The organism is Alteromonas sp. NFXS44 (assembly GCF_040148705.1).
In the GTDB taxonomy this organism is placed as follows: Bacteria; Pseudomonadota; Gammaproteobacteria; order Enterobacterales; family Alteromonadaceae; genus Alteromonas.
In genome coordinates, this window is the sequence record NZ_JAGDEA010000012.1 from 1,083,863 (window position 1) to 1,102,131 (window position 18,269).

Genomic DNA, 18,269 nt, shown 5'->3' on the forward strand with positions numbered 1-18,269 from the left:
TCTGACATTATACGTTCTGCCAGAAAAAGGGCGCGTATTTTAGCTGACTTATTAGCTAATGGAAATGGCTAAATTTTCTTCAATCTGCTTTTGTTTTTTGCCTGGCTGTTTGCCTTATAGATCTTAAGATCTCTTTTAAGATCTTTATTTTTATATTTATTAGGATCGCGAAGATCTGTTAGTAAGTCACTTTTTGATCATGAGATCATGATCTTACACGAATGATAACTGTGGTACAGAGGGGATCATAAGTACCCCCTGATCATGTGCATAACCAGCCATATTATCCACAGGTGCATTCTGCAAAAAACTTATGCATTTCACGATCAGAGCTTATGCACAAAGGTTCAGGGGATCCTATCCACAAGGGTGATCAAGATGTGATCGCACTGGGGATAAGTTGTCGAGAACGATCACATTGTGATCGCATGATCGCAGTGTTTTCGCGGCCTGATCGGGCGATCTCCCTGTGATTAGATCTTTTCCACATGATCGCTCTTTCCGATCCAAAATTGTTTACGTAAATAAATGTCGCAAGTACCGAAGATCAAAAAAAACCGGCATATCAGACGCCGGTTTTTATTTATTTCATGCAAATTATTTTGTTCAACGTACCTGATTAGGCTGATAACGCGTCTGCTGCGTCTCAGAAGGCTGTTCATCATTAACCAGACCATCACGGCGGCTGGGGCCGGAAAAACGCACCTTATAGGTGTCATACTCTTTAATAGACTCAAAACAGTACTTACCTAATGCCAGTTCGAGTTCTGTCAGATTGTGGTTGGTGATCAAAATACAGTTTTTCTTATTCACCAGGCGCTGTCTGAGCAGATTACCGAGCCAGCTTTGCTGGTTTTTCTTGAGCATACTTTCATTCACACAGACTTCATCAAGGATCAGCAAATCCACATCCAGCAATTCCTGGTGGGCTTCGCGGAAGCGCTGACCTATATTATCCTGTGAACCGAAATCGAATGAGAAATGACGCATTTCCATCAGTGTGGACAACTGGCGGTATAACACCGTTATCTCGTACTGCTCAATGAGTTCGTGGGCAATAGCCCCGGCGATGTGTGATTTTCCGCGGCCATAGTCACCGTAGAATAACATCATGTGAGAACCGGCCTGACGCCACTCTCTGTCACTGTGCGCAGCAATAAATGACTGGGCGATGCTTACCGCTTCAATCACGTCTTCACTGTCTTCAATCAGGTTTGCGAAGGTCCAGCGGGGATTCAGATCAGAGCGGCCGTGCAGATCTGTAATGCGTTGTTTTTTACTGTCCTGCTGTAACTGGCGGACTTCCTCATTCGCCTTACGCTCATACTCTTTTCTGAGCGTTTCGTATTCTGTAAAACCGTCTTTAACTTCCGGTTTTCCCATGGCGCGGGCCAACTGATTAAGCTTATCTTTTAACGATTGCATGACATTCAGCTCTTCTTTTGTGAGGCGTATTTTTCCACCAGCTTTCTGGCATTATCGTCTGCTTCTATGCCTGCTGCAACGGGTACACTCTGACTTCCCACTTTTTTGGTTGTGGTATGGCCGGTCGTCATCCGTTTTCTCTTGATGGCATAAGCAAATTTCTGTGTCCACTGGAAGTGGCTGAAAACAGCATCCGGCCGGCCCAGCCAGTAGGATACAAATTCACCGATATCTTCATCACCGAAGTCACGATCGATAAGCCCGATAAGGTTTGCCATTTCTTCAAACAGCGCAGGATCAGGACGCCAGCGTCCGTGGATTGCTGTGTATTGTCTGTGAAGATGGGTGAAGTCATCCTGTGCGTGACGACACAGTGGCAACAACACGTGCTGGCCGCTCAGTGAGGTCTCAAAGGTTGCCTCTCCCTCCAGGGCGATAAGGCCGGCCTGATCCAGTTCACTGAGCAGCGTATTGATTTGCTGGCCACGGGTATAGGCGTCTTCCTGCTGATCGTTGCCGTTTAACAGGGTGATAAGAAACTTATAATTGAGGACATCTGAACGGGCGGCGTTCAGATCGGCTGTCGGCTTCAGACCGAGGCAATATAACACTCTGCTGTCGTTAGAGAGCGGCGAGGTGAGGGCGTGATATTCTGCTTCGGTAAACATAAAACGTTATTGCTTAACTTGTTGTTCAAACCATTCTACCGCTACATCTTCAGGGATAGGATGGTTAAGTACATCAATATGCAAAGGCGGCGCGGTTAACGTTGCACCGGCGTCAGTTAAGCGCTTTTCCATTTCCATGGCACCATAACAGAAGGTGTCATAGCTGCTGTCGCCCAGCCCGACTACCCAGGCGTCAATACCACTCAGATCGGTTTCTTCCAGAGCCTTCGCAAAAGGCTGAATATTCTGTGGAAGCTCGCCGGCTCCATGTGTTGAGGTACAAATTAACCATGACCCCTTTTTTTCCAGTGCATCCAGATCCGGCTCGAACTGCAGTGTGGTAGTGAATCCGGCAGACTGCGCTACCTGCTCCAGGGCTTCAGCAACGTATTCAGATGCACCCAGTACAGAACCGACGATGATTGACAGATGTTTAGACATAGTTATTTACCGATACAAAATGAAGAAAAAATACGACCCAGTAAGTCGTCTGAAGTGAATTCACCGGTAATTTCAGTGAGTGCCTGATGAGCAAGACGTAACTCTTCGGCCAGTAATTCTCCGGCCAGATGTGAGAGCAATTGTTGCTGGCCGTTACCCACATGTTCTGCTGCCTGCGCCAGTGCGTCAAGGTGACGGCGGCGGGCAATGAACTGTCCTTCTGTGGTGGTGTCCAGACCCATGGTATCGGCAAGGTGCTGACGCAGTAATTCCACACCTTCACCGGTGCTGGCAGACAGGCCGATCACGCTGACGTTGCCATGTTGTGTGGTGAGCTGCTGAATGCCCACAGTCTCTGCTGATAAATCGGCCTTATTGCGGATTACTGTCGTGGGTATGTTTTCAGGCAGTCGTGCCATGAACTCAGGCCAGATCTCGTAAGGGTCGATTACAGCGGTGTCTGTACTGTCGACGACAAATAACACGCGGTCTGCTTCTGCAATCGCTTTCCACGCACGCTCAATACCGATCTGCTCAACTTTATCCGGACTTTCCCGTAAGCCGGCTGTATCGATGATATGCACCGGCATGCCGTTAATGTCGATATGTTCTTTTAAGACATCACGGGTAGTACCGGCGATGTCTGTCACGATGGCGCTTTCACGACCCGCCAGCGCATTCAGTAAGCTGGATTTGCCTGCGTTCGGACGACCGGCAATAACCACCTGCATACCTTCTCTTAAAAGCGAGCCTTGTCTGGCCTTTTGCTGTACCTCTGCAAGAGACTCAACAATATCAGCCAGATCGCCGGCGACTTTGCCATCTGACAGAAAATCGATTTCTTCATCAGGAAAGTCGATAGCCGCTTCTACATACATGCGAAGATGAATGATTTGCTCAGACAAAGCGGTTATTGTGCGGGAGAACTCTCCCTGCAATGAGCGCAGAGCACTTTTCGCTGCCTGTTTGGAGCTGGCATCAATTAAATCTGCTATGGCTTCGGCCTGAGCGAGATCCAGCTTATCATTTAAGAATGCCTGTTCACTGAATTCCCCGGGCCTTGCGAGGCGTACGTTCCCGCAGGCCAGGATAGCATCAATGAGCATATCCATGACGATTTGTCCGCCATGGCCCTGGAGTTCAAGCACATCCTCACCGGTAAAGGAATTCGGCCCTTTAAAATAAAGTGCTATTCCCTGATCGATCACATCGCCCTGTTGATTATGAAAAGGCGTATAAGTCGCTGAGCGCGGAGCCAGTGTGACAGGTACCAGTGCCTGCGCAATTTCCATTGCTGCGGGCCCTGATACACGCACAATACCCACACCGCCACGGCCGGGGGCTGTAGCTTGTGCGACGATGGTATCTTGTGAGGAGGCAATAGGGTGCATATCAGTCTTTCATATTCTTAAATTGGAACGGCTGTCCTAAATCGGAGCTGCGCACCAGTGCAATAACCTGCTGTAAGTCATCACGCTTCTTACCGGTGACCCGCAGTTGATCGCCCTGGATGGCTGTCTGCACTTTGATTTTATTGTCTTTGATAAGCTTTACAATTTTCTTGGCAGTATCCTGCTCGATACCTTCTTTGAAAGTAATGACCTGGGTCACCGTTTTGCCGCGGTGATCGTAATCTTTTAAATCCAGAATACTGGTATCCAGATTGCGTTTGGAGCAGGCGTTGCGGAACATTGACTCAAGCTGCTGAACCTGAAATTCACCCTCAGCTTTCATGGTCACGGCTTTTTCTTTAAATTCGATGCTGGCTTCTACGCCGCGAAAATCAAAACGGGTAGCCAGTTCCCGCTGGGTGTTTTCCGTTGCATTACGGACTTCTTCGATATTGATTTCAGATACGATGTCGAAAGATGGCATTGTTTGACCTCTCTTAGATGAATCAACCCGCTATTGCGGGCTGATAATGACGGGATAGTTACTTAGATTTTAGCCCTTTCTTTTCCATTGCGGCATAAATCAGTTTTGCCTGGATGAGGGTGATTATATTACTGACCAACCAGTAAAGTACCAGACCGGCCGGGAACCACAGGAAGAACACACTCATGGCCACTGGCATGAACTGCATGATCTTCTGTTGCATAGGGTCGGTTACGGTTGTGGGTTGCAGCTTTTGCAGTAACCACATACTCGCACCGGTCAGTACCGGCAGCACGAAATACGGGTCCTTCACAGAAAGGTCTGTGATCCACAGGAAGAAATCTGCATGACGTAATTCAACACTTTCCAGTAATACCCAGTAAAGTGCCAGGAAAATTGGCATCTGCAGGATGATTGGCAGACAACCGCCCATCGGGTTTACTTTTTCTTTGCGATATAATTCCATCATCGCCTGAGACATTTTCTGACGATCATCACCAAAGCGATCTTTCAGTTGCTGCATCTTAGGCGCAAGATTTCGCATGCGGGCCATGGATTCATACTGTTTCTTCGTCAGCGGATACATAGCACCCTTAACGATAACAGTGATGAGAATAATGGCGACACCCCAGTTACCCACCAGACTGTGCAGGAATTGAAGCAGAGCGAATAATGGCTGTGATAACCACCATAAAATGCCGTAGTCGACTGTCAGGTCCAGTCCATTTGCCAGCTGCGCGAGGTTGTCCTGATCTTTGGGACCCAGATAAAGCTCTGCACCGATTGTCGCATTTTCACCACTGGCTACATTTACCGGTGTACCGGTGAAACCAATTATGGCGTACTGATTCTGAACCAGTTTGGTGTAAAGGTTATTCACCTGAGAAGCAGGCGGAATCCAGGCTGAAACAAAGTAGTGTTCGAGCATACCGACCCATCCGGCTTCCGTAGACACTTTCAGATTTTTATCTTCAATGTCGTCGAACGTGTACTTCTCATAACGATCTTCCTCGCTACCGTATGCTGCACCACGGTAAGTTGGCATGAACATGTTTCCGCCATCAGGTACCTGTGTAGTTTGTTTAAGCTGCGCATACTGCTGGTAAGTTGTCGTATTACCTGAGTTGTTCTCGATGGTATAGGTCAGGGCGATGTCGTGGCTGCCTTTAGTAAAATTAAAGGTTTTGGTAATTTTCACGCCATCTGCATTTTGCCATGTAAGAGGCACTGACAAGGTATCGCCCTGCATGACAAATTCTTGTTGTGAGGCATCATAACGCGGACGACCTGAACGGTTTCCGTCAGGACCATCACGACCAACCAGACCGCTTTGTGCTATATACAAACCATCCTGAGGGCGCAGCAGGCTGTAGTTTTCTGATGATTCCTGAGTTAACGGAAATTTCACCAGATTCGCTTTAACTACGTCACCGCCGACTAAATCAATTTTCAGATCCAGCGTGTCAGTAAGTACGTGAACTGTACGTGCAGATTCAGGCTTAGCTTCCTGTACCATGCCGGGCACGTCGTCCTGAGAAGCAACCGGCACATCATCGTTGCCTGGCAGAGAGGACGGTACACCGTTACTACCGGCATTCGTGCTAGTTTGTTCAGATGCGGCGGGCTGAACAGGTTGCGGGCCATAATCTTGTTGCCATTGCTGCCATAGTAAGAAGCTCACAAGGGCAAGGCCGATTAACAGAAAACTACGTTGCGATTCCATAGAGGTCTCTTTATTCTGAGTGTTTATTATTCCGTGATTCCGGCACGGGGTCGTTTCCGCCCGGATTGAAAGGGTGGCATTTTAATATGCGTTTAATCGATAACCAACCGCCAATTAGCAATCCATGCGAATTTAATGCTTCAATTGCATAATATGAGCAAGTCGGGTGAAATCTGCACCGTTGTCCCAAAACCGGCGAAATGAACCACTGATAGCATTTAACCAGTAGCAGAGGAAGAGCGATGGTTATTTTGCGCAGCGTTTTGCTAACTTTTTCCATTGCTTATCCAACATAGAAAATATTTCGTCATTGGTGAGTTTATCTGCGCCGGATTTGCCAACCACAATAATGTCGACTGCAGGCAGTGCGTGACGACGGTGACGAAAACTTTCTCTGATGATACGTTTCAGTCTGTTGCGGTCATGGGCTTTTCGCACGCGTTTCTTAGCAATAGTAATCCCGACACGGGCATGTGCTAATTCGTTTTTGCGGGCAAGTAAGGTAAAAGCAGGGGATACAGCAGGAGTTGCGTCATTAAACACATGGGTAAAGTGGGAGGGAGTTAACAGACGTAACTCCCTGGAAAAATTATTTTCACCCACTTTTGGGTAGTACTCTTAAGCAGAAAGGCGAGCGCGACCTTTAGCACGGCGAGCTGCTAGTACTTTACGACCATTTTTAGTCGCCATACGAGCACGAAAACCGTGAGAACGCTTGCGCTTTAAGTTGCTCGGTTGAAATGTTCTTTTCATGACCAAAGTCTCACTTTTCTAGTTAAATATCAGACTTGCAAAATAGCAGTCTTACCAACAAAACATTGTGTCCGTTGATAAGCATGTTACGCCGCTCATCCAAAAAGGACGCTGAATTCTAGAGATCCCAGCACCTGATGTCAATCCAAAACGCCTTTATACTGCATATTTTTTATAAAATAGTGCAGAAATTTTGTTCAGCTTTGCGGAAAGATTTCAAACCATCATAATTTTGCTGTGAATAAATTGTCTGCAAATATAATTTTATCCACAAGTCAATAGATGATCGGTAAAGATCATGGTTTTTTTACCCGGATCTCACAGCCTGATCAAGCGTACAGTGTTTTAGCGCTTATCTGTGATAGAGATATAATGAAATAAAATAAAATTTAATTTTCAATGGGTTAATATTTGGATCCGGAAGATCGAGTCAGATCGTGATTTACTTTACCCACAGAAGATCAGATAATCCACAGCGATCACAATTAGAATACAACATACACCGCTGTTACCCAGAATAACTATTGCTTTTCCTTTTTCTCAATCAGGAATACGTATTCTCTTCGCCGTTTTTTGTCTTACTGGTGTCTGCAGCAGCTTTTGGAGCCTACATTATTATGTCTCTGTGGAATATGTGCCTCGAGCGCCTACGCCAGGAATTGCCGACCCAACAATATAGTATGTGGATACGTCCGCTTACTGCTCAGGAAGATGCTGACGTTCTGACGTTATTTGCCCCGAACCGTTTTGTTCTGGACTGGGTAAGAGATAAGTACAGAGATAAAATCACAGAGCTGTTCACCGAGTTTTGTGGTCAGGATTCACCACAACTTCATTTAGATGTTGCTACCCGTACTGGCCGACCTGCCAGCGGCATCCCGTCAGGTCGACCGGCTCCTGCTCCGTTTCAATCCGGCACTTTCAGCCGTTCTCAACCTCCTGCACAATTTTCATCAGCTAGGACAGGAATGGGCCGGCCTGAGGTGAATGCCCCCGCGCATGTTCCGCATGAACAGCAAAATGACAACCTGCCTGCTCCGAACATCACCAAAGCCAGTTCCGGTGCCGGTGCATATCGCGAACCTGAACCTGTTCATCAGCAGACGGGGACTAATATACCAGCCGGACGTGGGCCAGCAGTTATTCCCATTCCCGAAGCGATGAAGCACAAAAGCAATATTAATCCGACCTATCAGTTTGATAATTTTGTTGAGGGTAAGTCAAACCAGCTGGCCAGAGCGGCTGCGACTCAGGTTGCCAACAACCCGGGTGGTTCCTACAATCCGTTGTTTATATACGGTGGTACCGGTTTGGGTAAAACCCACTTATTGCACGCAGTAGGTAATGGCATTATTGCAAACCGGCCGGGTGCTAAGATTGTATATATGCATTCAGAGCGCTTTGTACAGGACATGGTAAAAGCACTTCAGAATAATGCTATTGAAGATTTTAAGCGGTTTTACCGCTCGGTAGATGCCTTGCTCATCGATGATATTCAATTTTTTGCGAATAAAGAGCGTTCGCAGGAAGAGTTTTTCCATACCTTCAATGCATTGCTTGAAGGGAATCAGCAAATCATACTGACTTCAGACCGTTACCCTAAAGAGATTGACGGGGTAGAGGATCGCCTCAAATCCCGGTTTGGCTGGGGCCTGACCATAGCGATAGAACCCCCTGAACTTGAAACCAGGGTGGCCATTCTCATGCGTAAAGCGGCAGAAAATAAAATTCATCTGCCCGATGAAGTGGCATTCTTTATTGCCAAGCGATTACGTTCAAATGTGCGTGAGCTGGAAGGCGCACTTAATCGTGTCATCGCTAATGCGAATTTTACTGGTCGGCCTATTACTATCGATTTCGTCCGTGAAGCCTTACGTGACCTGTTAGCTTTACAGGAAAAACTCGTTACAGTGGATAACATCCAGAAAACTGTCGCAGATTATTATAAGATTAAGGTTGCTGACATTCTCTCTAAGCGTCGAAGCCGCAGTGTGGCAAGACCGAGGCAGGTAGCTATGGCGCTTGCTAAGGAATTGACCAATCACAGTTTACCTGAATTGGGTAACGCTTTCGGAGGAAGAGACCACACTACGGTTCTGCACGCTTGCCGAAAAATAGAGCAGCTTAGAGAGGAAAGTCATGATATAAAAGAGGACTATAAAAACCTGATAAGAACCTTGTCCTCATAAATCTTTGACATTCCAGGCAGGAAAGTAAATCAATGAAATTTACCATCAGTCGAGAAAAGTTTCTTCAACCGTTACAGTTAGTTTCCGGTGCAGTAGAAAGAAGACACACATTACCTATTCTTTCTAACGTACTTATTAAAGTTAGTGAGGATGCACTCTGGCTAACCGGAACGGATCTCGAGGTAGAACTCATCGCCAGTACCCGTCTTGAAGGCGAGTACGAAGAAGGTGAAATAACAGTCCCCGCTAAGAAGTTATTTGATATCTGCCGTGGTATTGCTGACGGTACCGATATTCAGTTCAGCCTCGATGGAAGCAAAGCGCTTATCCGTGCTGGGCGTGGTCGCTACACCTTATCTACATTGTCTGCCAGCGATTATCCAAATCTTGAAGACTGGGAAGGTGAAGTTGAGTTTGAGCTTTCTTCAGCTGACATCAAACGTCTGATCAACAGCACCCATTTCTCCATGGCACAACAGGATGTGCGTTATTATTTAAACGGTATGTCACTGGAAACCGAGGAACATATTATCCGTACCGTCGCTACCGATGGTCACCGCCTTGCTTTATGCAGGCTGGATTATAAAAGTGCATCACTACCGGCGCGTCAGGTGATCATTCCCCGTAAAGGTGTGTTGGAAATTTCCCGCTTAATCGGAGATGACGAAAAGTCTATTAAAGTACAAATAGGTGCTAACCATATTCGTCTTTTCTCTTCCGATTTTATTTTTACCAGTAAACTGGTTGACGGGCGGTTCCCTGATTACCGTCGTGTGTTACCTAAAGACGGGGATAAAACTATTCTTGCCAGTAAGGCAGTATTAAAAGATGCGTTTTCCCGTGCTGCAATTTTATCGAACGAGAAGTTCCGCGGTGTAAGACTCAATCTTTCCAGTGGTGAGCTTAAAATCACGGCTAACAACCCTGAGCAGGAAGAAGCGGAAGAAATTGTCGATGTGAACTATGAAGGCGACGATTTAGAAATTGGTTTTAATGTCGCTTACTTAATTGATGTTCTTAATGCTCTAACGACAGAAGAAGTGCAGCTAACTTTATCTGATTCTAATTCCAGTGCTCTTATCCAAAATGCCGGTGATGATGCTGCGTTATATGTCATCATGCCGATGCGTCTGTAGACCATCTTTTAGCAGGGGCGAAAGCTTTGCTTTCGTCTCTCTGTTTTATACTTCCCCCGGGCAACGCCTATGAAACTGGACAAAGTCCAGCTGACTGATTTCCGAAATATTCAAAACGCTTCGTTTATCCCGTCCCGTTCTTTAACGCTGATAAGTGGTAAAAATGGCAGTGGCAAGTCATCTCTTATTGAAGCGCTTTATTATCTTGGTTATGGGCGTTCATTTCGTACAAACAAGCATGAGTCTGCTATTCATCATGATGCAGACCGTTTCAGCATTTTCTCCCGCTGTGCGGGGGATGATGGCAACGTAAAAAACATCGGATTGCAGCGTAGCAGGCATGAGCAATTTGTTTGTTCAATAAACGGCAACCATTCACACCGTCTCGCTGACTTAGTTAGTCTTATACCGGTTCAGTTATTCACGCCTCAGAGTACTGACCTCATTATTGGTTCACCCGGAGAACGCCGTCGTTTCATTGATTGGGGATTGTTCCACGTGGAACATGAATTCAATTTGCTGTTTCAAACATTCCAAAAATTGCTAAAAACACGCAATACGTTACTTAAGAGACAAGCAAATCTGAGTGCGCCCGAGAACGCTTATTGGGAGCAACAATTCCAAACCGTAGGGGAACACCTTAGTGAGAAGAGAAAAGACTACATAGGGCGGTTACAGCCAATATTTAATGCTATTTGTAGTGAATTTCTACCTGAGTTTTCTCTCGAAATCTCGTATTATAAGGGGTGGGATAAAGATGCTTCTTTGATCGAAAGCCTGACGCGAAAACGTGACTACGATACAAAGGTAGGTTACACAACTTCAGGGCCACACAAATCAGACTTACGATTTAAGGTGGATGGTTCTGCGGCGCAGGAAGTTCTTTCAAGAGGGCAACTTAGAATGGCTGTCGCTGCATTACAGTTGTCACAGACAACATTGTTCCAACAGGAAACATCAAGACGTAGTATTTTTTTACTTGATGATGTTGGAGCTGAACTTGATTTAGATAAGCGAGAGCGATTTATAGACGGGTTAGTCGCGATGGACACGCAGCTTTTTGTGACTGCTATAGAGCGTGAACAACTTGAGTTTATAAGCAAATATAAAGACAAAAAAATGTTTCACGTGGAACATGGCCACGTGAACGAGGAGTAAAGGTTAGACTATGTCAGAGCAAAACAACTACGACTCGTCCAGTATTAAAGTCCTGAAAGGATTGGATGCCGTACGTAAACGCCCGGGTATGTATATTGGTGATACAGACGATGGAACCGGTTTGCACCACATGGTATTTGAGGTTGTAGATAACTCTATCGACGAGGCGCTGGCAGGCTATTGCTCTGAAATTGTGATTCAAATTCACTCTGACGGTTCAGTATCTGTTTCAGATAATGGTCGTGGTATTCCTACTGCCATGCACCCGGAAGAAGGTGTATCAGCGGCGGAAGTCATCATGACGGTACTGCACGCCGGCGGTAAATTTGACGACAACTCATATAAAGTATCGGGCGGTCTTCATGGAGTAGGTGTTTCGGTTGTAAACGCGTTATCCAGCAAACTGAAATTGAAAATTCGTCGTGAAGGTAAAGTTCATGAACAGGAATATAAACATGGCGTTCCACAGGAACCGCTGGCAGTAACCGGCGATACGGACAAAACCGGTACTTCTGTACGTTTCTGGCCAAGTTCCGATACCTTCACCGATACCTTATTCCACTATGAAATTTTGGCTAAACGTTTACGTGAACTGTCATTCCTGAACTCAGGTGTATCCATTCGCCTTAAAGATGAGCGTGACGGTAAAGAAGACCACTTCATGTACGAAGGTGGTATTCAGGCATTCGTAAAATACCTCAACCAAAATAAGACTCCGGTACACCAGAAAGTTTTCCACTTCAGCACTGAACGTGAAGATGGCATTTCTGTGGAAGTCGCAATGCAATGGAACGATGGCTTCCAGGAGAGCATATTCTGCTTTACTAACAACATTCCACAGCGTGACGGTGGTACACACTTAGCCGGTTTCCGTGGTGCGCTTACCCGTACACTGAACAACTACATGGAAAAAGAAGGCCTGAATAAAAAGGCTAAGACTAATGCCAGTGGTGATGATGCCCGTGAAGGTTTGACGGCTGTTGTCTCTGTTAAAGTACCTGACCCTAAGTTCTCTTCACAGACGAAAGACAAACTGGTTTCTTCAGAAGTGAAGAACGCTGTTGAGTCTACGATGAACGAAAAACTGGCCGACTTCCTGCTCGAGAACCCCAACGAAAGTAAAATCATTGCTTCTAAAATTATCGATGCAGCACGGGCTCGCGAAGCCGCTCGCAGGGCTCGTGAAATGACGCGTCGTAAAGGTGCGTTGGACCTGGCTGGTCTTCCCGGTAAACTGGCTGATTGTCAGGAAAAAGATCCCGCGCTATCTGAACTGTATATAGTAGAGGGTGACTCTGCAGGTGGTTCCGCCAAGCAGGGTCGTAACAGAAAAAATCAGGCTATTCTGCCGTTGAAAGGTAAAATCCTGAACGTAGAAAAAGCCCGTTTCGACAAAATGCTGTCTTCTCAGGAAGTTGCAACCCTTATTACTGCTTTAGGTTGCGGTATCGGTCGTGACGAATACGATCCCGAGAAACTGCGTTATCACAGCATCATTATCATGACCGATGCGGACGTAGATGGATCGCACATCCGTACGTTGCTGCTTACATTCTTCTATCGTCAGATGCCTGAAATCATCGAACGTGGATACGTCTATATTGCTCAACCACCACTTTATAAAGTGAAAAAGGGTAAGCAGGAACAGTATCTGAAAGACGAAGATGCACTGACAAACTACCTGACAAATATCGCTATTGATGGTTCAGCACTGTTTACCAGTGAAGATGCTCTGGGCATTTCCGGTGTAGCTCTTGAGAATCTTGTGAAGCAATACCAGTCCGTAGAAAAGATGATCAAGCGTCTTCACCGTCTCATGCCAGCGGCGATTCTGTACCGTTTAATATATTCTCCAACATTGAGACACGAAGATCTGAAGAGCGAGTCAACGCTTAGCGCCGTTGCTGAAAGCTTCGTAAACAGCCTCAATGAAAAAGAGAACGATGGTGCAACGTATCGTTACGACATCCTGCCAGAAGAAGAAGGTAGCGAATTCTATATTCAGATAACCATGCGTATGCACGGTATCGACTACTTCTACAAACTGAACCAGGAGTTCATCGATTCTACCGAGTACGCGAAAATTCGTGACCTGAATGAATCCATCAACGACATGATGAATGACTCAGCATTCATTCAGCGTGGTGAGAAGAAACAGCCGGTAGGGTCATTCAAAGATGCTCTCGAATGGCTGATGGGTGAAGCTAAGCGCGGCCAGTATATTCAGCGTTATAAAGGGCTGGGTGAAATGAACCCTGATCAGTTGTGGGAAACAACGATGGACCCGGCTAGCCGCCGTATGCTTCAGGTTACCGTTGAAGACGCCATCGCTTGTGACCAGTTGTTCACAACATTGATGGGAGACCAGGTAGAGCCACGCAGAGCATTCATCGAGCAGAATGCACTGAAGGTAGAAAACCTCGACGTATAGATTAATAATAATCAGAACAAGGGTGGCGTAAGTCACCCTTTTTTATTTCGAATATAAAATGCCGTGTGCATTTAAAAAGGTTAGTGGATGCACACTGTTAGACGCGGTCCGGTAATAATGAGTCATAACCAGAACAGGAAGCACTGAGATACTGATGGAGCAGAATTTGAAGCTACTTGATAGTAGTCAGGCAAAGAGAAAAACCGTCGTCTTTGACTTCGATAAAACGCTGTTCAATGGTGATTCCGGATATTTGTTTTACCGGTATCTGATATGCGCATCTAAAAGGAAGATTGTTCTGTTTATTCTTTTATTCCCGTTGCTGCTTATTCTATTTGCGTTCAGAAAAACCAGATTGATGTCGTTGCACCTCGTATGCTGGTTGGCTACGTTGGGCGTGACGGGTAAGGATCTCAAATTAAGATTGAGTGAATACTATCAGCAACTATCTGAAAAGCAGGATGTACTGATTTATGATAGTGCATTGGAGGAGATAGTAAAAAGACAAAGGGAAGGCTACAGCATTGTTATCATTACCGGAGCCCCATCCTGGCTGGCAAGATATATCGCACGGCAATGCCGCATTCCTTTTGACAGGATCATCGGCTCGCGTATCACATATGCATTCTATGGTCTGTTTACTTCAGAATACTGCTTTGGCAAAAATAAACTGACGATGGCAACACAGAAAAAAGAATGTTTTGAACAATGGGTGCACGGTTATACAGACAGCTTGTCTGATATGCCTGTTATGGATAAATGCACAAAAAGCATTACGCTTATCAATCCCTCTGAAAAGTTAAAAGGTCGGGCAGAGCAACTCGCCGGGGAGAAAATCAGAGTGGCGGAGTGGCTGTAATTAAGGGTAAGAGTAAGGGATAAAAAAACGGCTTCGTTATGAAGCCGTTCTTGTTTACGCTTTCGGTGTAACCAGCAGCATGACCTCACCGCCACTGGCAGGGGTAAAGGTAAAGCGATACACACCGGTTTTCTCGGGTGTGAACTGCAGGTTTTCAGATTCGGTGCCGCAGATCATATAAATCGAAGACTGCACCATGACAACCTGACCTTTGTAGCGGGCACCACAAGTCTGATCCGGCGTCCAGAAACCGTCAGATAAACGGAAGTCATAGGGTTGACCATCAGCAATCAAATCAACATCTACGTACCAGCCTTGTGAACCTTCCTTTAACTGATATTTGGCATTGGCTTCCCACCAGTTAAAAACACCACGCAGATAAAGGTTCTCAAACTTAATTTCCGGCGGTTCCATGATGCCGGGTAAACTGACTACGCTCCGGCTGCTACACCCGGAAAGGAAGACAAACACTAATAAAAAAGCGAACTTTTTATTCACTGTGACTCCACTAAAAAAATGCCCGACATTGATGTAGCCGGGCATCGTTAATAAGGCGATACCAGTTACTGCTTAGTCAGTAACGAAATATCAGCGGTTTCAAGGAACTGCTGTCTTAATACAGACAACAAGGCCAGCCGGTTGTTCCGTACGGATTCATCTTCAGCCATTACCATGACAGTATCAAAGAAGTTATCAACGGCTTCCCTGAGAGTCGCCAGAGCGCTCAGCACAGCATTATAGTCCTGTAAAGCAACACCAGCTTTCACTTCAGCCTGAACACCTTTCAGCGCTTCGTACAGTGCCTTTTCAGCATCTTCCTGAAGTAGTGCGGTATCTACAGACCCTGCAACATTACCTTCCTGCTTGGCGAGAATGTTCGCAACACGTTTATTGCCTGCTGCAAGTGCTTCTGCCTCTTCCCGTTCCTTAAACGCGGCTACCGCCTGAACACGTGCTGCGTAGTCTGCAGGACGGGTAGGGCGACGGGCTGCAACGGCCTGAATAACATCAATACTCACACCCTGGTCCTGTAACAGGGCAACAAAGCGTCCAAGTACGAAATCAACGACCTGCGTTTCGGTGTCTGCATTGGTAAGCTTATCGCCATACACTTCAACAGATTTAGCCACCAGAGTTTCAAGATCCAGTGCTAAGTCCTTTTCAGTGATGATACGTAGTACGCCAATTGCTGCGCGGCGAAGTGCGAAGGGGTCCTTATCACCTTTAGGTAACTGACCGATACCAAAAATACCCACCAGTGTATCCAGCTTATCTGCAAGAGATACTGCTGCGCTGACACCGGATACAGGTAATTCATCGCCGGCAAAGCGGGGCATATATTGTTCATACAATGCGTCAGCTACAAGAGGGGCTTCACCATCATTGATAGCGTAGTACTTACCCATGACGCCCTGTACGTCCGGAAACTCCATGACCATCTGAGTCATTAAATCCGTTTTGGCCAGTAAACCGGCACGCGCAGCAGCTTCAGTATCATCACCTGTCTGCTCTGCGATAAACGCTGACAACGCAGAGATGCGGTCAGATTTATCTTTAAGCGTACCCAGTTGTTTCTGGAATAACACGGTTTCAAGACTGCCAAGACGACTCTCCAGCGAGGACTTCTTATCAGTGTTGAAGAAGAATTCCGCGTCAGCAAGTCGGGGGCGGATAACCTTTTCGTTTCCGGAAATAACCTGAACAGGATCCTGAGATTCAATATTACTGACAAACAGGAAACGGTTATCCAGCGCACCCTCTGCTGATAACAGAGGTACATACTTTTGATCGTCTTTCATGGTGTAGATTAGTGCTTCTTTAGGCACTTCCAGGAAAGACGCTTCAAAAGATGCCTGCATGACTACCGGCCATTCAACGAGGGAGGCGATTTCTTCCAGCAGACTTTCATCGTAATCAGCTTTCAGGCCAAGAGTATCAGCGGCCTTTTCCAGTTCGTTACGGATGTACTCAGCACGCTCAGAAAAATCTGCTATAACGTAGTGAGACTTCATGGCTGCAGCGTAGCTATCAGCATGGTCAAGTTCAAACGTAGCTTCACCATGGAAGCGGTGGCCCTGAACTACGCGACTACTGGCTTTACCTAATACAGTTAGAGGTAACAGTTCGGCGCCGTACAAAGCAGTAACTGTGTGTACCGGACGGATAAACTGAGTTGTTGAACTTCCCCAGCGCATCGCTTTAGGTATAGGTAGCTTACTGATGGCCTGATTCACCAGACCTTCAATGAGTTCACCGATGCCTTGACCTTCGACACTGGCGCGGTACAACAACCACTCGCCTTTATCCGTGACCATACGCTCTGCATCAGCAACTTCAATGCCGTTGCCCCGTGCCCAGCCCATGGCCGCTTTAGTCGGATTGCCGTCGGCGTCGAATGCTGCTGACACGGCAGGACCACGCTTTTCTACCACTTTATCTTCCTGCGACCCGGCAAGATCAGATACAGATACTGCCAGACGACGGGGAGATGCAAACCAGTGAATGCCTGAGTAGGCCAGTTCTGCGTTATCCAGTGCTGCCTGTAGATTAGCAGCAAAACTCTCACCCAATGATTTAAGGGCTTTCGGTGGCAATTCTTCTGTACCAATTTCTACCAAAAGATTTTCAGTGCGCACGATTACTGCTCCTTATTACACAATGGGAAGCCGAGGGCCTCGCGGGCCTGGTAGTAGCTCTCAGCACAAGCTTTTGCCAGCGTCCGGACACGTAAAATATAACGCTGTCTTTCAGTCACTGAGATGGCGTGACGGGCGTCGAGCAAGTTAAATGCGTGCGACGCCTTCATTACCTGCTCGTAGGCGGGCAATGGCAGATTTTTTTCAATCAGTAACTGGCTGGCTGCTTCACATTCATCGAAAGTCTTGAACAGGAAGTCTACGTTGGCGTATTCGAAGTTATAGGCTGACTGTTCCACTTCGTTCTGGTGGAATACATCGCCGTAAGTTACTTTGCCCATCGGACCGTCAGTCCAGACTAAATCGTAGATACTGTCCACGCCCTGAACGTACATCGCGAGACGTTCCAGACCGTAGGTGATTTCACCGGTAACCGGTTTGCACTCCAGACCACCCACTTGCTGGAAGTAAGTGAACTGAGTCACTTCCATGCCGTTTAACCAGACTTCCCAGCCCAGACCCCATGCACCCAGGGTAGGGGATTCCCAGTTATCTTCTACGAAACGGATATCATGTACCAGCGGATCAAAGCCCAGCTCTTTTAGTGAGCCCAGATATAGCTCCTGAATATTATCAGGAGACGGCTTCAGCATGACCTGAAACTGATAATAGTGCTGCAGACGATTGGGGTTTTCGCCATAACGGCCGTCTGTAGGACGGCGGCAAGGTTGTACATAAGCACTGCTGATAGGCTCCGGACCTAAAGAACGCAGGAATGTCATCGGATGAAATGTACCTGCACCTACTTCCATATCCAGAGGCTGGATAATCACGCAACCCTGGCGTGCCCAGTAATCCTGCAGTGCGAGGATCAAACCCTGAAAGGTTTTAATATCGTATTTCTGCATGTTTGCTGCTTATAACTGACCAATGTAAAGGTGGAGTAGTATACAATTTGTAAGCTGATGAATGTAG

The 18,269-nt window shown here is 46.6% G+C and carries 17 protein-coding genes; 5 read left to right on the forward strand and 12 right to left on the reverse strand.

Going from position 1 to position 18,269, the window contains the following annotated elements:
* Positions 1–606 precede the first annotated feature (606 nt).
* The 9 genes from J3369_RS21750 to rpmH are packed head-to-tail and all read right to left on the reverse strand — an operon-like array spanning position 607 to position 6,885.
* Positions 607–1,425, reverse strand: coding sequence for an ATP-binding protein (locus J3369_RS21750; protein WP_119503219.1), 819 nt, complete (start codon positions 1,423–1,425; stop codon positions 607–609).
* Positions 1,426–1,430: 5 nt separating this feature from the next.
* A complete protein-coding gene (locus J3369_RS21755; RefSeq protein ID WP_349590988.1) occupies positions 1,431–2,093 on the reverse strand; it encodes a DnaT-like ssDNA-binding domain-containing protein in 663 nt (220 codons plus the stop codon).
* A 6-nt stretch (positions 2,094–2,099) separates the two neighbouring features.
* Positions 2,100–2,534 (reverse strand): FMN-binding protein MioC, encoded by a 435-nt coding sequence (mioC, locus tag J3369_RS21760; protein WP_119503221.1) that lies wholly within the window; start codon positions 2,532–2,534, stop codon positions 2,100–2,102.
* Between the two features lie 2 nt (positions 2,535–2,536).
* A complete protein-coding gene (gene mnmE / locus J3369_RS21765; RefSeq protein ID WP_349590991.1) occupies positions 2,537–3,925 on the reverse strand; it encodes a tRNA uridine-5-carboxymethylaminomethyl(34) synthesis GTPase MnmE in 1,389 nt (462 codons plus the stop codon).
* 1 nt (position 3,926) lies between these two features.
* The gene (locus J3369_RS21770; RefSeq protein ID WP_303572547.1) at positions 3,927–4,409 is read right to left on the reverse strand and encodes a YajQ family cyclic di-GMP-binding protein; all 483 of its coding nucleotides are present in this window, start codon (positions 4,407–4,409) and stop codon (positions 3,927–3,929) included.
* Positions 4,410–4,467: 58 nt separating this feature from the next.
* Positions 4,468–6,132 carry a membrane protein insertase YidC gene (gene yidC, locus J3369_RS21775; RefSeq protein WP_349590994.1) on the reverse strand — a complete coding sequence of 555 codons (1,665 nt, stop codon included), beginning with the start codon at positions 6,130–6,132 and terminating at the stop codon, positions 4,468–4,470.
* Between the two features lie 10 nt (positions 6,133–6,142).
* Complete coding sequence (gene yidD / locus J3369_RS21780; RefSeq protein WP_119503569.1) at positions 6,143–6,391, reverse strand: membrane protein insertion efficiency factor YidD; 249 nt, start codon at positions 6,389–6,391, stop codon at positions 6,143–6,145.
* Positions 6,379–6,735 (reverse strand): ribonuclease P protein component, encoded by a 357-nt coding sequence (gene rnpA, locus J3369_RS21785; protein ID WP_119503225.1) that lies wholly within the window; start codon positions 6,733–6,735, stop codon positions 6,379–6,381. The genes yidD and rnpA overlap by 13 nt, the downstream gene beginning before the upstream one ends.
* 15 nt (positions 6,736–6,750) lie before the next feature.
* The gene (gene rpmH, locus J3369_RS21790) at positions 6,751–6,885 is read right to left on the reverse strand and encodes a 50S ribosomal protein L34 (RefSeq protein ID WP_014290886.1); all 135 of its coding nucleotides are present in this window, start codon (positions 6,883–6,885) and stop codon (positions 6,751–6,753) included.
* 617 nt (positions 6,886–7,502) lie between these two features.
* On the opposite strand from rpmH, the gene dnaA reads away from it, so the two are divergent.
* The 5 genes from dnaA to J3369_RS21815 all read left to right on the forward strand — a co-directional run bounded on the left by dnaA (position 7,503) and on the right by J3369_RS21815 (position 14,658).
* On the forward strand, positions 7,503–9,074 hold the full coding sequence (gene dnaA, locus J3369_RS21795; RefSeq protein ID WP_349590998.1) for a chromosomal replication initiator protein DnaA: 1,572 nt from the start codon (positions 7,503–7,505) through the stop codon (positions 9,072–9,074).
* Positions 9,075–9,106: 32 nt separating this feature from the next.
* Positions 9,107–10,210 (forward strand): DNA polymerase III subunit beta, encoded by a 1,104-nt coding sequence (gene dnaN / locus J3369_RS21800; RefSeq protein WP_303572550.1) that lies wholly within the window; start codon positions 9,107–9,109, stop codon positions 10,208–10,210.
* A gap of 69 nt (positions 10,211–10,279) precedes the next feature.
* Positions 10,280–11,368 carry a DNA replication/repair protein RecF gene (gene recF, locus J3369_RS21805; RefSeq protein ID WP_303572551.1) on the forward strand — a complete coding sequence of 363 codons (1,089 nt, stop codon included), beginning with the start codon at positions 10,280–10,282 and terminating at the stop codon, positions 11,366–11,368.
* Positions 11,369–11,378: 10 nt separating this feature from the next.
* Positions 11,379–13,799 carry a DNA topoisomerase (ATP-hydrolyzing) subunit B gene (gene gyrB, locus J3369_RS21810; protein ID WP_349591001.1) on the forward strand — a complete coding sequence of 807 codons (2,421 nt, stop codon included), beginning with the start codon at positions 11,379–11,381 and terminating at the stop codon, positions 13,797–13,799.
* A 166-nt stretch (positions 13,800–13,965) separates the two neighbouring features.
* Positions 13,966–14,658, forward strand: a complete 693-nt coding sequence (locus tag J3369_RS21815; protein WP_349591003.1) for an HAD family hydrolase — start codon at positions 13,966–13,968, stop codon at positions 14,656–14,658.
* A 54-nt stretch (positions 14,659–14,712) separates the two neighbouring features.
* Here J3369_RS21815 and J3369_RS21820 read toward each other — a convergent pair whose 3' ends face one another.
* The 3 genes from J3369_RS21820 to glyQ form a co-directional block, all read right to left on the reverse strand.
* Positions 14,713–15,156: a hypothetical protein gene (locus J3369_RS21820; RefSeq protein ID WP_349591005.1), complete on the reverse strand. Its 444-nt coding sequence runs from the start codon at positions 15,154–15,156 to the stop codon at positions 14,713–14,715.
* A 65-nt stretch (positions 15,157–15,221) separates the two neighbouring features.
* Positions 15,222–17,294, reverse strand: coding sequence for a glycine--tRNA ligase subunit beta (glyS, locus tag J3369_RS21825; RefSeq protein WP_349591008.1), 2,073 nt, complete (start codon positions 17,292–17,294; stop codon positions 15,222–15,224).
* A 2-nt stretch (positions 17,295–17,296) separates the two neighbouring features.
* Positions 17,297–18,202: a glycine--tRNA ligase subunit alpha gene (gene glyQ / locus J3369_RS21830; protein WP_303572555.1), complete on the reverse strand. Its 906-nt coding sequence runs from the start codon at positions 18,200–18,202 to the stop codon at positions 17,297–17,299.
* Positions 18,203–18,269 lie beyond the last annotated feature (67 nt).

Bases quoted from the DNA above. Each gene is read 5' to 3' on its own strand.
- J3369_RS21750 (WP_119503219.1), bottom strand. From the start codon at position 1,425: ATGCAATCGTTAAAAGATAAGCTTAATCAGTTGGCCCGCGCCATGGGA.
- J3369_RS21755 (WP_349590988.1), bottom strand. From the start codon at position 2,093: ATGTTTACCGAAGCAGAATATCACGCCCTCACCTCGCCGCTCTCTAAC.
- mioC (WP_119503221.1), bottom strand. From the start codon at position 2,534: ATGTCTAAACATCTGTCAATCATCGTCGGTTCTGTACTGGGTGCATCT.
- mnmE (WP_349590991.1), bottom strand. From the start codon at position 3,925: ATGCACCCTATTGCCTCCTCACAAGATACCATCGTCGCACAAGCTACA.
- J3369_RS21770 (WP_303572547.1), bottom strand. From the start codon at position 4,409: ATGCCATCTTTCGACATCGTATCTGAAATCAATATCGAAGAAGTCCGT.
- yidC (WP_349590994.1), bottom strand. From the start codon at position 6,132: ATGGAATCGCAACGTAGTTTTCTGTTAATCGGCCTTGCCCTTGTGAGC.
- rpmH (WP_014290886.1), bottom strand. From the start codon at position 6,885: ATGAAAAGAACATTTCAACCGAGCAACTTAAAGCGCAAGCGTTCTCAC.
- dnaA (WP_349590998.1), top strand. From the start codon at position 7,503: ATGTCTCTGTGGAATATGTGCCTCGAGCGCCTACGCCAGGAATTGCCG.
- dnaN (WP_303572550.1), top strand. From the start codon at position 9,107: ATGAAATTTACCATCAGTCGAGAAAAGTTTCTTCAACCGTTACAGTTA.
- recF (WP_303572551.1), top strand. From the start codon at position 10,280: ATGAAACTGGACAAAGTCCAGCTGACTGATTTCCGAAATATTCAAAAC.
- gyrB (WP_349591001.1), top strand. From the start codon at position 11,379: ATGTCAGAGCAAAACAACTACGACTCGTCCAGTATTAAAGTCCTGAAA.
- glyQ (WP_303572555.1), bottom strand. From the start codon at position 18,202: ATGCAGAAATACGATATTAAAACCTTTCAGGGTTTGATCCTCGCACTG.